Below are 13,200 nucleotides of genomic sequence, written 5' to 3' on the forward strand. Positions count from 1 at the left end.
ACAACGGTATGCTAAGAACAAAAATGCCGTTCACTCTTAAGTGAACGGCATTAGCCAACCGAGGCGCCTTTTCTGTTGTTACTTGCTTGCGGTCATTCGAACATAAGCGAGTCGTAGACTGATTACTGTTCTTGTTCGCGCGCAATCGCACGGTAACCAATATCATTGCGGTGGAACATACCATTCCAGCTAACTTGCTTCGTCAACGCGTAAGCGCGCTCTTGAGCCTCAGAAACCGTATTACCCAGTGCCGTTGCACAAAGTACACGGCCACCGTTTGTCACAACGTCGCCAGCTTCGTTATTTGTCGTACCCGCGTGGAAAACCTTTTGGCCTTCAACTTCGCTGGTTGGCAGTGAAATAACGTCCCCTTTTGCGTAGTCAGCAGGGTAACCGCCAGCAGCAAGAACAACACCGATAGAAGCGCGTGGATCCCACTTAGATTCTGCTTCGTCTAGCTTCTCATCGATAGCCATTAGGCAAAGTTCAACAAGGTCTGACTCCATACGCATCATGATAGGTTGCGTTTCAGGGTCGCCAAAGCGGCAGTTGTATTCGATAACCTTAGGTGTGCCGTCAGCATCGATCATTAGTCCTGCGTAAAGGAAACCAGTGTAAGGAGCGCCTTCTGCGTCCATACCACGTACCGTTGGGTAGATAACTTCCTCAAGGATGCGGTTATGGATTTCAGGAGTTACCACTGGAGCTGGAGAGTAAGCACCCATGCCGCCAGTATTAGGGCCAGTGTCTTTGTCGCCAACACGTTTGTGATCTTGGCTGGTGGCCATAGGAAGCACGCTAGAACCGTCAACCATTACAATGAAGCTTGCTTCTTCGCCTTCAAGGAACTCTTCGATAACCACGCGGCTGCCTGCTTCGCCAAAGGCGTTGCCCGCTAGCATGTCTTTGATTGCGTCTTCTGCTTCTTCAAGTGTCATCGCAACGATAACGCCTTTACCTGCCGCAAGACCGTCAGCTTTCACTACGATAGGAGCGCCTTGCTCGCGAACGTAAGCGATAGCTGGCTCAATCTCAGTGAAGTTTGAGTAGTAACCTGTTGGGATATCATGACGAGCTAGGAAGTCTTTGGTGAATGCTTTAGAGCCTTCAAGCTGTGCTGCCGCTTGAGTTGGGCCAAAGATTGGTAGGCCCACTTCGCGGAATGCATCAACCACACCGATAACCAATGGTGCTTCAGGGCCCACGATAGTCAGTTCGATTTTTTTATCTTGAGCAAACGCGACTAAACCAGCGATGTCTTCAACGCCGATGTTTACGTTCTCTAGTTTCGGCTCAAGTGCAGTACCTGCGTTGCCTGGAGCAATGAATACTGTTTCAACGTTTGGGTTTTGTGCCGCTTTCCAACCAAGTGCATGCTCACGACCGCCGGCACCGATAATCAATACATTCATGTTTTAAAATCCTTATAGTTGCTTCAGAGCCTTTATTTCTGTGTCAAACATGCTCACTTATGGTCATAAGCTCCGCGTGTTTTCCTTGAACTAAAGTCACTGACTTGCTCTACGTATTTCAAATATCGGAATATTTAAAAAACAAAATTATAAGTTTTGCTCAAAGTAGTTGGTGATGTGGCTAGGCAGCAATTGAGCCCATCCCCGGAAGCATAGCTCGCTATGTGACCGGGGTGGGCGAAAGCAGCTAACGACGCCACAGTGCCAAATACGAAGAGGAAATTAGTGGCGGAAGTGACGCATGCCCGTAAAGATCATCGCCATGCCGTGTTCGTCTGCTGCAGCGATAACTTCGTCATCACGCATAGAGCCGCCCGGTTGGATAACACACTTGATGCCAGCTTCTGCTGCCGCGTCGATACCGTCACGGAATGGGAAGAATGCATCTGATGCCATCACACAACCTTCAACCTGTAGACCTTCGTCTGCCGCTTTGATACCTGCGATTTTCGCAGAGTAAACGCGGCTCATTTGGCCTGCGCCTACACCAATAGTCATGTCGCCTTTCGAGTAAACGATAGCGTTAGATTTAACGTACTTCGCTACTTTCCAGCAGAATAGAGCATCTTTCAATTCTTCAGCTGTTGGCTGACGCTTAGAAACCACTTTCAGGTCATCTTCAGAAACCATACCTTGGTCGCGGTCTTGAACTAGCAAACCGCCGTTAACGCGTTTCACGTCAAAACCAGTTGTCTTAGTTGTCCACTCACCGCACTCAAGCAGGCGAAGGTTTTTCTTAGCCGCTACGATTGCTACTGCTTCCGCAGAAACAGATGGTGCAATGATAACTTCAACGAATTGACGCTCAGTGATAGCCGTTGCTGTTGCAGCGTCTAGCTCACGGTTGAAAGCGATGATGCCGCCAAATGCAGACGTTGGGTCTGTTTTGAATGCACGGTCGTAAGCTTCTAGGATGTCTTCACCTAGTGCAACACCACATGGGTTAGCGTGCTTAACGATCACACATGCAGGCTCGTCGAACTCTTTCACACACTCAAGTGCTGCATCTGTGTCAGCAATGTTGTTGTAAGAAAGCGCTTTACCTTGGATTTGGCGAGCAGTAGAAACAGACGCTTCTTCAGGGTTTGCTTCAACGTAGAATGCCGCTGCTTGGTGGCTGTTCTCACCGTAGCGCATGTCTTGCTTTTTCTCGAACTGTTGGTTGAACGTGCGAGGGAATTTGCTCTCTTCGTCACCTTCTTTGTTCTCTCCATAAGAAGGAACCATAGTGCCGAAATAGTTTGCGATCATGCCGTCGTAAGAAGCTGTGTGCTCGAATGCTGCGATAGCGAGGTCGAAGCGAGTCTCTAGCGTTAGAGATTTCTCGTTCGCGTCCATTTCAGCAACAACGCGCTCGTAGTCGTGTGCGTTAACAACGATAGTTACGTCTTTGTGGTTTTTCGCTGCAGAGCGAACCATTGTAGGACCGCCGATGTCGATGTTCTCAACAGCGTCAGCAAGGGTACAACCTTCTTTAGCAACGGTTTCTGCGAATGGGTATAGGTTTACAACAACCATATCGATAGGGTTGATACCGTGAGTTTCCATCACGTCATCATCTTGGCCACGACGGCCTAGAACACCACCATGAACTTTTGGGTGCAGAGTCTTAACACGGCCATCCATCATTTCTGGGAAACCAGTGTAATCAGATACTTCTGTAACAGAGATGCCTTTTTCAGCAAGCAGGCGAGCAGTGCCACCGGTAGATAGGATATCTACACCACGGTTAGCAAGAGCTTGTGCAAATTCAACGATACCAGTTTTGTCTGATACGCTGATTAGAGCGCGGCGAATTGGACGAGCGTTATTCATGCTTCCATCTTCCTCAAATTCATGGGGTTAAAATAAAGATATTTGCCAAAAAAGAACTTGTTTCTATCTTCTTAGCGTGGATTATCTTAGATACCAGTAAGAGATAAAATATTGGCCAGTTTTGGTAAAGACCTTTTGGGTTTGTCTTATGATTAAGCAATAAGATAACCAACTCCAAATTTGATGGCGCAGATTCTAACTAATTTATTACAAAAAAGCTCGCGCAATCGTTTGGCATCTCAAAATTAATTATGAAAAGTGCCATTTCAGCCTGAAAAGTAACGATAAGGTTAATTGTGGAATGGACGGAACAGTAGGAAAAAACATGTTTCAGATCGGTGAATTAGCGAAAAGATGCGGTGTGACAGCCGATACCTTGCGGTTTTATGAAAAAAGTAACCTGATTGCTCCTGCCAGTCGCAGTGACTCAGGATATCGCTTATATGATGAAAACAATCAAAAACAGGTGACCTTTATTCTTAAATCTAAAGCGTTAGGGCTGAGTTTAGATGAAATTAAGGAATTGCTCGAGATTCGCTTGGAAGCAACACAGCACAGTTGCTCGGAAGTGAAAGCCATCACAACGGCAAAGCTGACACTTATTGATGAAAAAATCAGTGAACTTGGCAGAATACGCACGGCATTAAAGAAGATTAATGATGCTTGCTGCGGTCATGTAGATGACGATGCGAGCCATTGTTCTATCTTAGGTGCTTTGGCGAGCGAAGATAAATAAAGCTCATGCTGTGCTGCTGATGGTAAATAGCTGAGAAGGTCCCCGTTAGGGAGATAGGTTTACTACGGTTAATAACCCTAGGAAGCTTGCAGTATTTTGGCTCTTAGTTGAGCGTCAATTTTTAAAGTGGGTAGGTTATTATGGTAAAGCGTGACTTGGTTGCGGCCAGTCTGCTTTGAAGAATACATGGCTCTATCAGCTTGAGCCAATAGTTCTTTTATGGTTTTAAGATGTGGTGTGTATTCAGCAACACCGATGCTGACTGTTGGGTAGATGATGTGGCCGTCTACGGTGCATGGCGTTGATTTAATTGTTTTACGAATTGTCTCTGCAACGTAATAAGCTTCAATGGCACTGGTGTGTGTGAGAATGACACCGAATTCTTCGCCCCCCAAGCGACCTAGATAATCATCGCAGTCTATTGACTGTTGGCATAAACTCGCAACTTGAACGATTACCTCATCACCAGAAAGGTGGCCAACTTGATCATTGATCTCTTTGAAGTGGTCTATGTCTATCATCAAACACGTTAAGCTTTGCTTAGGCGATTGACTGAACTCTCTTTCCAACCCAAGTAAAAAGGCACGTCTATTTAAAATCCCAGTTAGCTCATCGATTTCAGCGAGTTCTATCAGCTCAGCTTCACGTTGCTGTGCTTTAGTAATATCTCGCTCTTGCCACAGCACGTATTGCTTTTCTGGCGAGAGATACAATGGCTTTAATGTCGATTCAAAATATCGATCGTCTGATTCTGCAGATTCTTCCCCTTGAGCGAAAAGTTGTTCAATAGAAAGCTGAAGTTGCTGACAGGGCGCAAGAGAGTATCGAATGTATTGAATTTCGCGACTGGAATAAGCTTGCTTCGCCGCCTCTAACAGCTGCTTTTCAACCGCGGGAGGCAACAGTTCTGAAACTGTGTGGTGATTTGGATTGTCAAAGTTTTCAACAATACGTCCGGATGTATCCAACAGAAGATGACGATCAGGCAGTTCACGGATCAGTGTGCTAAGCCATTCTTCCCTTTTCATATCAAGCATGTAGCTTCCAGACGATTAGATTAATGGGTCATTATATCGGTAGTGATTACGTTATCAATCGTTACATCTAATTAATTGATTGATAATTGTTCGCTTGTTGCCATATAAACAAAAAAAAGCCGAGTTCAATAAAGAGCTCGGCTTCTAATTCAGTAAATTACGAAAGAACGATTAGTTCATGCCGTATTTTTTAAGTTTCTTGCGAAGAGTACCGCGGTTAATACCCATCATGGTTGCTGCGCGAGTTTGGTTACCGCGAGTGTACTGCATGATAGTGTCTAGTAGTGGCTGTTCAACTTCAGCTAATACTAATTCGTATAACTCGCTGACTTCTTGACCGTTTAATTGAGCAAGGTAATTTTTCAATGATGCTTTAACTGAGTCACGTAGTGGCTTCTGCGTGATTTGGTCTTGTGATGTAACTGTAGTTACTGTCAATGCTTCTGAAGTCAGATTTTGTTCGAACATATTCGGTCTAGCTCTTCTCGTAATTATGGTGCAACGTTATCAAAAAAACCTTCTAGCGCTTCAAGCTGCAGATCACCTGCTTCGAATGCGTTGAAGGTACGGCGAAACTCACTCGCTTGTTCATGTTCTTTTAGATACCAACCCACATGCTTACGAGCGATGCGAGGGCCTAAAAACTCTCCATAAAATTCATGTAGAGCGAGCACATGACCAAGCATGATGTCTTTCACTTCCGAAATCGGGAGTGGGTCCATCGTGGTGCCGTTTTCCAAATAGTGTAGGATTTCGTTAAAAATCCAAGGACGTCCTTGGGCAGGTCGACCTATCATTAAAGCATCAGCGCCGGTGTACTCCAGCACAAACTTCGCTTTTTCCGGACTATCGATATCACCGTTAGCGATAACCGGAATAGATACTGCTTGTTTCGCTGCTTTAATGTGTTTGTATTCTGCCTCACCTTTGTACATACAAGCGCGAGTTCTCCCGTGAAGGGCAAGAGCTTGTATGCCGCAGTCTTCGGCTATTTTCGCGATTTGGACACAGTTTCTATTGTCTGTATCCCAGCCTGTGCGCGTTTTCAACGTTACTGGAACGTCGACAGCATTTACCACCGCCTTCAGAATATCTTCAATGAGTTCTGGATGCTGAAGTAGGGCTGAGCCCGCAAGCTTCTTATTCACTTTTTTTGCTGGGCAACCCATATTGATATCGATGATTTGCGCACCGTTAGCAACATTGAATTGAGCAGCCTCGGCCATAAGCTGTGGATCTGCACCAGCGATTTGTACTGAACGAATGCCCGATTCGCCTTCATGTACCATACGCTGCTGAGATTTTGACGTTTTCCAAACTTTCGGATTGGAGGACATCATTTCACTGACTGCCATCCCCGCACCGTAACGAAGACACAACTCACGGAATGGTCTATCCGTTACGCCAGCCATAGGAGCGACGATTAGATTGTTCTTAAGTTGATAATTTCCGATTTTCAAAAAATGTCATCACAGTTCTGTACCAGCAAGGGCGCGCATTTTACGCATTTTTTCGCTGCGTGAAAAGACTAATATTTGAGCATTTACAATTTGTTTTTGTAATTTGTTTAAATTTCAATCAATTAGCGCTCAAAGTCTTACCTAGCCTTGCTTCTGACCTGAGATTCGACACCATTCTTGTTGTTCAATGATCGGATCAATGTGAAGCTCATCACGATAATAAGTCGCAACATCTTCCGCTTGTGTATCTAAAACACCCGACATTGCAAGTACACCATTTGGCTTAACTAGGCCTTTAATGATGCCAGAAAGGTCGCGTAGTGGACCTGCAAGGATGTTGGCAACAACAACGTCAGCAAGTAAACCTTCCGGTTGATCTTGTGGTAAGAACACTTCTAGTTGCTCTGCCACGCCATTGCGTTGTGCGTTGTCTTTTGATGCAAGCAGGGCTTGAGGATCAATGTCGATCCCGATAACTTTTGCCGCGCCAAGTTTGATCGCAGCGATCGCTAGGATGCCTGAACCACAACCGAAATCGATCACGGTTTTGCCTGTAAGGTCTAAGCCTTCAAGCCACTCAAGACACAATGCCGTTGTCGGGTGAGTACCTGTACCAAATGCAAGACCGGGATCCAGCATTACGTTTACAGCGTCAGGTTCAGGGATATCGCGCCAGCTAGGACAGATCCATAAACGCTCACCAAACTTCATTGGGTGGAAGTTGTCCATCCATTCACGTTCCCAATCCTTGTCTTCAATTTGCTCTACTTTGTGAGCAAAGTCTGCAGGGAACATGTTGCTTGCTTTAATCTGCGCTAGAACGACACCAGTGTCAGTCTCAGCGTCGTAAAGCGCGAGAATGTCAGTATCACCCCAAAGGCGAGTTTCGCCCGGCAGAGGCTCAAATACAGGGGTATCTTGTGCATCCAGGAAAGTTACAGAAAGAGCACCAGTCTCTTCCATTAACATGTCGCCGATTTGTTCGGCATTTTCATTGGTAGCATTAAGCTTGATTTGAATCCAAGGCATGGCTGCATCTTCTATATGAGAAAAATTGGATGGCGAGTCTAGCAGAAAATATGAGCAAATTCACCAAAACCCCACGGAATATAATGGGGATGATGAATTGATTATTGCGAGTATTTACAAACAAAAATGCTCACCGAAGTGAGCATTTATTACTGTTCTACAGAGAACGAATTACGGAAGGCTAGCGTCTATTGTAGACCAAGCTTCTTCTCAAGGTAGTGGATGTTTGCCCCACCGTGTTGGAAGTTTTCGTCGTTCATAATAGACAGTTGAAGCTCAGTATTAACGTTAATACCTTCAACAATCATTTCACCCAATGCGTTCTTCATACGAGCGATAGCAACATCACGGTTTTCACCGTAAGTGATCAGCTTGCCAATCATTGAATCGTAGTGTGGTGGCACTGTGTAACCCGTGTAGATGTGAGACTCCCAACGTACGCCCATACCACCTGGAGCATGGAAGCGCGTGATCTTACCCGGAGACGGTAGGAAACGTACGGGATCTTCTGCATTGATACGACATTCGATTGAGTGGCCGCGCAGCTTAATATCATCCTGTGTGAATGATAGAGGCTGACCAGCAGCAATGCGAAGTTGCTCTTTCACTAGATCGATACCCGTTACCATTTCAGTAATCGTGTGCTCAACCTGGATGCGAGTGTTCATTTCAATGAAGTAGAACTCACCGTTCTCGTATAGGAATTCAAATGTACCTGCGCCGCGGTAACCAATCTCAAGACATGCACGAGTACAACGGTCGCCGATGTATTTACGCATTTCTTCAGTGATACCTGGAGCTGGTGCTTCTTCCACAACTTTCTGGTGACGACGCTGCATTGAACAGTCACGCTCACCTAGGTGGATAGCATTACCTTGACCATCGGCAAGCACTTGTACTTCAATATGACGTGGGTTTTCTAGGAATTTTTCCATGTAAACCATGTCGTTATTGAAACATGCTTTTGCTTCAGCACGAGTCATTGCGATAGCTTCTGTTAGTTCTTTTTCAGTACGAACAACACGCATACCACGACCGCCGCCGCCGCCAGAAGCCTTGATGATTACAGGGAAACCAATGCGCTTAGCGTGCGCTTTGTTTTTCGCTTCGTCGTCGTCAAGAGGGCCGTCAGAACCTGGTACACAAGGTACACCCGCTTTTTTCATTGACGTGATAGCTGACACTTTGTCACCCATCATGCGAATGGTTTCAGCTTTAGGGCCAACGAAGATAAAACCACTGCGCTCTACCTGTTCTGCAAAATCTGCATTTTCAGATAGGAAGCCGTAGCCTGGGTGAATAGCAACTGCACCCGTTACTTCAGCAGCGCTGATGATACGAGGGATGTTCAGGTAGCTATCGATACCACGAGCTGGACCGATACAAATGGTTTCGTCAGCAAGCAGTACGTGCTTAAGATCGCGGTCAGCGGTTGAGTGAACTGCTACCGTTTTGATGCCAAGTTCTTTACATGCTCGCAGAATACGCAGTGCAATTTCACCACGGTTCGCGATTACTAATTTATCTAACATAATGAGTGCTCTCTATTATTCGATAATTACTAGAGCTTGGTCGAATTCTACTGGTTGACCGTCTTCAACTAGGATAGCCGTTACAACACCAGATTTATCAGCTTCGATTTGGTTCATCATTTTCATTGCTTCAACGATACATAGTGTTTCGCCAGCAGTTACAGATTGACCCACTTTAACGAACGGTTTTGCATCTGGGCTTGGAGCGCCGTAGAAAGTACCAACCATTGGAGAAAGAACTTGGTGACCAGCAGGAACCGCAGGAGCTGCCGCTTCTGCAGCTACAGGTGCCGCCGCAGGTGCTGCTGCGGCTACAGGAGCTGGAGCTGCTGCATATTGAATAGGCGCTGCAGATACAGGGCTGTTACGACTGATTCGTACTGACTCTTCACCTTCAGAGATCTCTAGCTCAGAAATACCAGACTCTTCAACCAATTCGATTAGCTTCTTGATTTTGCGAATATCCATTGTTTCTTTCTCTTTATCTGTTGATTGAACTTACTCTTTGACTGAGTAGGTTAGTAATAGTTCGTTGTTTTTATTTACTTTGCGTTGAGCTTGTTGAGCGCAGCTGTCAAAGCAAATTGATAACCTTGGGCACCTAAGCCACAAATCACACCTTCTGCTTTATCAGACAGGTAAGAGTGGTGACGGAATGGTTCACGTGCGTGAACATTCGATAGGTGAACCTCAATAAATGGGATAGCAACACCAAGTAGTGCATCACGCAACGCCACACTGGTATGTGTAAAGGCCGCTGGGTTGATAATAATGAAATCAACATTTTGATAAGCACTATGGATAGCTTCAATCAGCTCATACTCACGATTTGACTGTAAGTGAGATAGCTCAACATCGTGTGTTTTCGCTTGCTCGGTCAATGAGCTAATAATCTGGTCAAGTGTTTGAGAACCGTAGTGTGCAGGTTCTCTAAGGCCTAACAGATTAAGGTTTGGTCCATTTAAAACTAGAATGCGAAACTTTGTAGACATTGTGGGGCTATCTTCCTTTATCGTGTTTACGAACGTGAATGTTGCCATTTTATTGAAAATTTGGGGATAATTTCCAGTAAGAAAAACCCAAATTTAAAAATTAGAACCAGATTATAGCTAATTCAGCGCAAATCGCAGCAATTTACTGGTCTAATCTCCTATTGAGAGAGTGTGAGATTGTTACCAACTTAACAAAAAAGCGCCTTAGCCTTAATTTTGTCGAGGATATTTGAGATCAAGATCAGCCATAAAAAAACCGCCACATAGGTGACGGTTTAGAAAGGCGCTGTTTTAAACAGTAATTACGTAATGTAACGGGTTGCTTATGCCAGTTCGGCTTTCTCTGCAATCAGCTTATCGACCACGCTTGGGTCTGCCAGTGTCGACGTATCGCCTAGGTTGCCAGTATCGCCAGTGGCAATCTTACGCAGGATACGACGCATGATTTTACCTGAACGAGTTTTTGGTAATGAGTCGGTCCAGTGCAGTACATCTGGCGTTGCGATTGGGCCAATCTCTTTACGTACCCAGTCTTTGACTTCTTTATGAAGCTCTGCGGTTGGGAACTCACCATCATTCAACGTGATGTAAGCGTAAATCGCTTGGCCTTTAATATCATGAGGGATACCGACAATCGCAGCCTCTGCGATCTTATCAAATGCGACTAGAGCCGATTCAATCTCAGCGGTACCCATACGGTGACCTGATACGTTCAGAACGTCATCAACACGGCCAGTAATCCAGTAGTAACCGTCTTCATCACGACGAGCACCATCACTGGTGAAGTACATGCCTTTAAAGGTCGAGAAGTAAGTTTGTTCGAAACGGTCATGATCGCCGTGAACGGTACGCATCTGGCCTGGCCAAGAGTCAAGAATCACTAGGTTGCCGTCTGTTGCACCCTCAATGATGTTACCCATGTTATCAACCAGCGCCGGTTGCACACCGAAGAATGGACGCGTCGCTGAGCCCGGTTTTAGGTCTGTTGCGCCTGGTAGCGGTGCAATCAAGATTCCGCCCGTTTCTGTTTGCCACCATGTATCAACAATTGGAGACTGCTCATTACCGATTGTTTTGTAGTACCACTCCCACGCCTCTGGGTTGATAGGTTCACCCACTGAGCCCATGATTCTTAGGCTGTCACGAGACGTGCCTTCAACGGCTTCATTGCCTTTCGCCATCAATGCACGAATAGCTGTTGGCGCAGTATAAAGAATATTAACTTGGTGCTTATCGACCACTTCACTCATGCGGCTTGTGTTCGGGTAGTTCGGCACGCCTTCAAACAGAATGGTTTTTGCACCATTGGCAAGCGGTCCGTAAACAAGGTATGTGTGACCGGTAATCCAACCCACATCGGCTGTACACCAGAAAGTTTCGCCTTCTTGGTAATCGAATACGTATTTGAAGGTCATTGCTGCATAAACAAGGTAACCACCGGTGGTGTGCATAACACCCTTAGGTTTGCCTGTTGAGCCTGACGTATAAAGGATGAATAGTGGGTCTTCTGCGTTCATCTCTTCTGGAGGACAATCTGCAGATACATTAGCAATAGCATCGTGCCACCACACATCGCGGTGTTCGTGCCATGCAACATCGCCGCCAGTACGTTTGAATACTACAACCTTTTCGATGTTCTTCACTTCAGGATTCGTCAGTGCTTCATCGACATTTTTCTTCAGTGGAACCGCACGGCCGCCACGCACGCCTTCATCGGCAGTGATAACGACTTTAGAATTTGAGTCGATAATACGACCAGACAGTGCTTCTGGGGAGAAACCGCCAAATACTACTGTGTGAACCGCACCTATACGGGTACACGCCAGCATCGCAACCGCAGCTTCTGGAACCATTGGCATGTATAAACAAACTACATCACCTTTGCGCACGCCTTGCTCTTTTAGAGCATTTGAAAACAGGCACACTTCTTTGTGTAGTTCATTAAAAGTTAGCGTTTTGTCATCAGCCGGATCATCGCCTTCCCAGATGATAGCGACTTCATCACCGCGCTCAGCAAGGTGGCGGTCGATACAGTTAGCCGAAACGTTAAGCGTGCCATCTTCAAACCAGCGAATATCAATGTGGCCAGGGTCGAAAGAGGTATTTTTTACCTGTGTGAAAGGTTTAATCCAATCAACGATTTTTCCGTGTTCACCCCAAAAGCCTTCAGGGTCAGAAACAGATTGCTGGTACATGGCTAGGTAAGTGTCATTATCCGCGTGTGTGGTTGATTTAATATTTTCTTTTACCGGATAAACGTGGGCTTCACTCATTGCATCTCTCCTTGTGCCTACATTCCTAATGAACTGGCAACTTCCTTTGTGTTCAGTTTCTAGGTCTATTACAGAACCGTCGTTGTGTTATCACTCTCGACTAGGACGGCGATTTCCACAATTAGACTTTAGGATGAGACGTTGCTTTTCACTTACAAAATAGCGAGTTAAGTTCATTTTTGAGATGTTGCTCTCTATGTGAAGCGCCAGTGGTTGAATTAAGAATAAGAAGAGTTGAAACGGGGTAGGTCACCATGTTTCAGGCGAACAAAGATCAGGGCGGCGGAGATAGCGTCTTGTAATGCATCATGTTTATTGACGGGGATAGGTAAATCGAGCTGGCGACAGATAGCGTCCATACTGAGATCAAAATAGGCGTTAGGCAGCTGCCTTTCGAGCTTGTCTTGATAAAGTTGGCTTACTTCGACTAATCGGTTAGGCAGTGGAAATCCAAGCTGTTTTAAACAGGCGCGATCGAGGATTTTTTTATCATAGCGGATGTGATAGCCGACTAAAGGACGATTTCCAATGAAGTTCAGTAGCTCGATTAAAGCCTGTTTTTCTTCGATGCCGTGCTTTAGATCTTGATGGCGAATACGGTGGATTTTTATTGAATTGCAATCGAGCGATTGAGGGGCGCGCAATCGGACTTCAAAAGGTTGGCTGGTAATGATTCGGTTGCCGATGATCTTGGTTGCGGCAATGGTGACTAATTCTGCCTGATTGGGGTCGAGGCTGGTGGTTTCACAATCGAGAGATACGTATTCGTGATTAGCAGGCGCAGTAAACAGAGGCTGATAAGTAGAGCCTTTGAGTTTATGATGCCAGTAATAACGAACCAATCTATTCATCGT

At 45.7% G+C, this 13,200-nt stretch carries 12 protein-coding genes; 1 reads left to right on the forward strand and 11 read right to left on the reverse strand.

Annotated elements, in window-relative coordinates; translation table 11 throughout:
* Positions 1 to 122: 122 nt before the first annotated feature.
* Together purD and purH are read right to left on the reverse strand one after the other, a co-directional pair.
* Entirely contained in the window at positions 123 to 1,412 is a 1,290-nt protein-coding gene (gene purD, locus ACED53_RS14060; protein WP_017062702.1) for a phosphoribosylamine--glycine ligase, read from the reverse strand.
* Between the two features lie 282 nt (positions 1,413 to 1,694).
* Complete coding sequence (gene purH / locus ACED53_RS14065) at positions 1,695 to 3,287, reverse strand: bifunctional phosphoribosylaminoimidazolecarboxamide formyltransferase/IMP cyclohydrolase (protein WP_012604990.1); 1,593 nt, start codon at positions 3,285 to 3,287, stop codon at positions 1,695 to 1,697.
* A 325-nt stretch (positions 3,288 to 3,612) separates the two neighbouring features.
* Between purH and zntR the strand changes: the two genes are divergently transcribed.
* Complete coding sequence (zntR, locus tag ACED53_RS14070) at positions 3,613 to 4,023, forward strand: Zn(2+)-responsive transcriptional regulator (protein WP_029225500.1); 411 nt, start codon at positions 3,613 to 3,615, stop codon at positions 4,021 to 4,023.
* Positions 4,024 to 4,100: 77 nt separating this feature from the next.
* Here zntR and ACED53_RS14075 read toward each other — a convergent pair whose 3' ends face one another.
* The 9 genes from ACED53_RS14075 to ACED53_RS14115 form a co-directional block, all read right to left on the reverse strand.
* Positions 4,101 to 5,060: a GGDEF domain-containing protein gene (locus tag ACED53_RS14075; RefSeq protein WP_017101056.1), complete on the reverse strand. Its 960-nt coding sequence runs from the start codon at positions 5,058 to 5,060 to the stop codon at positions 4,101 to 4,103.
* A 171-nt stretch (positions 5,061 to 5,231) separates the two neighbouring features.
* Positions 5,232 to 5,528 (reverse strand): DNA-binding transcriptional regulator Fis, encoded by a 297-nt coding sequence (fis, locus tag ACED53_RS14080; protein ID WP_004729744.1) that lies wholly within the window; start codon positions 5,526 to 5,528, stop codon positions 5,232 to 5,234.
* Between the two features lie 23 nt (positions 5,529 to 5,551).
* Positions 5,552 to 6,520 (reverse strand): tRNA dihydrouridine synthase DusB, encoded by a 969-nt coding sequence (gene dusB, locus ACED53_RS14085; protein WP_009844689.1) that lies wholly within the window; start codon positions 6,518 to 6,520, stop codon positions 5,552 to 5,554.
* Between the two features lie 141 nt (positions 6,521 to 6,661).
* Positions 6,662 to 7,549 carry a 50S ribosomal protein L11 methyltransferase gene (prmA, locus tag ACED53_RS14090; RefSeq protein ID WP_017083825.1) on the reverse strand — a complete coding sequence of 296 codons (888 nt, stop codon included), beginning with the start codon at positions 7,547 to 7,549 and terminating at the stop codon, positions 6,662 to 6,664.
* Positions 7,550 to 7,737: 188 nt separating this feature from the next.
* Positions 7,738 to 9,081, reverse strand: coding sequence for an acetyl-CoA carboxylase biotin carboxylase subunit (accC, locus tag ACED53_RS14095; RefSeq protein ID WP_009844691.1), 1,344 nt, complete (start codon positions 9,079 to 9,081; stop codon positions 7,738 to 7,740).
* A 15-nt stretch (positions 9,082 to 9,096) separates the two neighbouring features.
* A complete protein-coding gene (gene accB / locus ACED53_RS14100) occupies positions 9,097 to 9,549 on the reverse strand; it encodes an acetyl-CoA carboxylase biotin carboxyl carrier protein (protein WP_004729736.1) in 453 nt (150 codons plus the stop codon).
* 74 nt (positions 9,550 to 9,623) lie between these two features.
* Complete coding sequence (gene aroQ / locus ACED53_RS14105) at positions 9,624 to 10,073, reverse strand: type II 3-dehydroquinate dehydratase (RefSeq protein ID WP_009844692.1); 450 nt, start codon at positions 10,071 to 10,073, stop codon at positions 9,624 to 9,626.
* A gap of 323 nt (positions 10,074 to 10,396) precedes the next feature.
* Complete coding sequence (gene acs, locus ACED53_RS14110; protein WP_009844693.1) at positions 10,397 to 12,346, reverse strand: acetate--CoA ligase; 1,950 nt, start codon at positions 12,344 to 12,346, stop codon at positions 10,397 to 10,399.
* A gap of 218 nt (positions 12,347 to 12,564) precedes the next feature.
* A complete protein-coding gene (locus tag ACED53_RS14115) occupies positions 12,565 to 13,197 on the reverse strand; it encodes a 3'-5' exonuclease (RefSeq protein ID WP_009844694.1) in 633 nt (210 codons plus the stop codon).
* Positions 13,198 to 13,200 lie beyond the last annotated feature (3 nt).

This window comes from Vibrio sp. 1F169, assembly GCF_041439605.1.
Taxonomy (GTDB): Bacteria; Pseudomonadota; Gammaproteobacteria; order Enterobacterales; family Vibrionaceae; genus Vibrio; species Vibrio tasmaniensis_A.

What these genes read in the sequence shown, in the direction of transcription:
- acs (WP_009844693.1), bottom strand. Translation starts at nt 12,346, where the DNA reads ATGAGTGAAGCCCACGTTTATCCGGTAAAAGAAAATATTAAATCAACC.
- ACED53_RS14075 (WP_017101056.1), bottom strand. Translation starts at nt 5,060, where the DNA reads ATGCTTGATATGAAAAGGGAAGAATGGCTTAGCACACTGATCCGTGAA.
- fis (WP_004729744.1), bottom strand. Translation starts at nt 5,528, where the DNA reads ATGTTCGAACAAAATCTGACTTCAGAAGCATTGACAGTAACTACAGTT.
- purH (WP_012604990.1), bottom strand. Translation starts at nt 3,287, where the DNA reads ATGAATAACGCTCGTCCAATTCGCCGCGCTCTAATCAGCGTATCAGAC.
- accC (WP_009844691.1), bottom strand. Translation starts at nt 9,081, where the DNA reads ATGTTAGATAAATTAGTAATCGCGAACCGTGGTGAAATTGCACTGCGT.
- zntR (WP_029225500.1), top strand. Translation starts at nt 3,613, where the DNA reads ATGTTTCAGATCGGTGAATTAGCGAAAAGATGCGGTGTGACAGCCGAT.
- purD (WP_017062702.1), bottom strand. Translation starts at nt 1,412, where the DNA reads ATGAATGTATTGATTATCGGTGCCGGCGGTCGTGAGCATGCACTTGGT.
- aroQ (WP_009844692.1), bottom strand. Translation starts at nt 10,073, where the DNA reads ATGTCTACAAAGTTTCGCATTCTAGTTTTAAATGGACCAAACCTTAAT.
- ACED53_RS14115 (WP_009844694.1), bottom strand. Translation starts at nt 13,197, where the DNA reads ATGAATAGATTGGTTCGTTATTACTGGCATCATAAACTCAAAGGCTCT.
- prmA (WP_017083825.1), bottom strand. Translation starts at nt 7,549, where the DNA reads ATGCCTTGGATTCAAATCAAGCTTAATGCTACCAATGAAAATGCCGAA.
- accB (WP_004729736.1), bottom strand. Translation starts at nt 9,549, where the DNA reads ATGGATATTCGCAAAATCAAGAAGCTAATCGAATTGGTTGAAGAGTCT.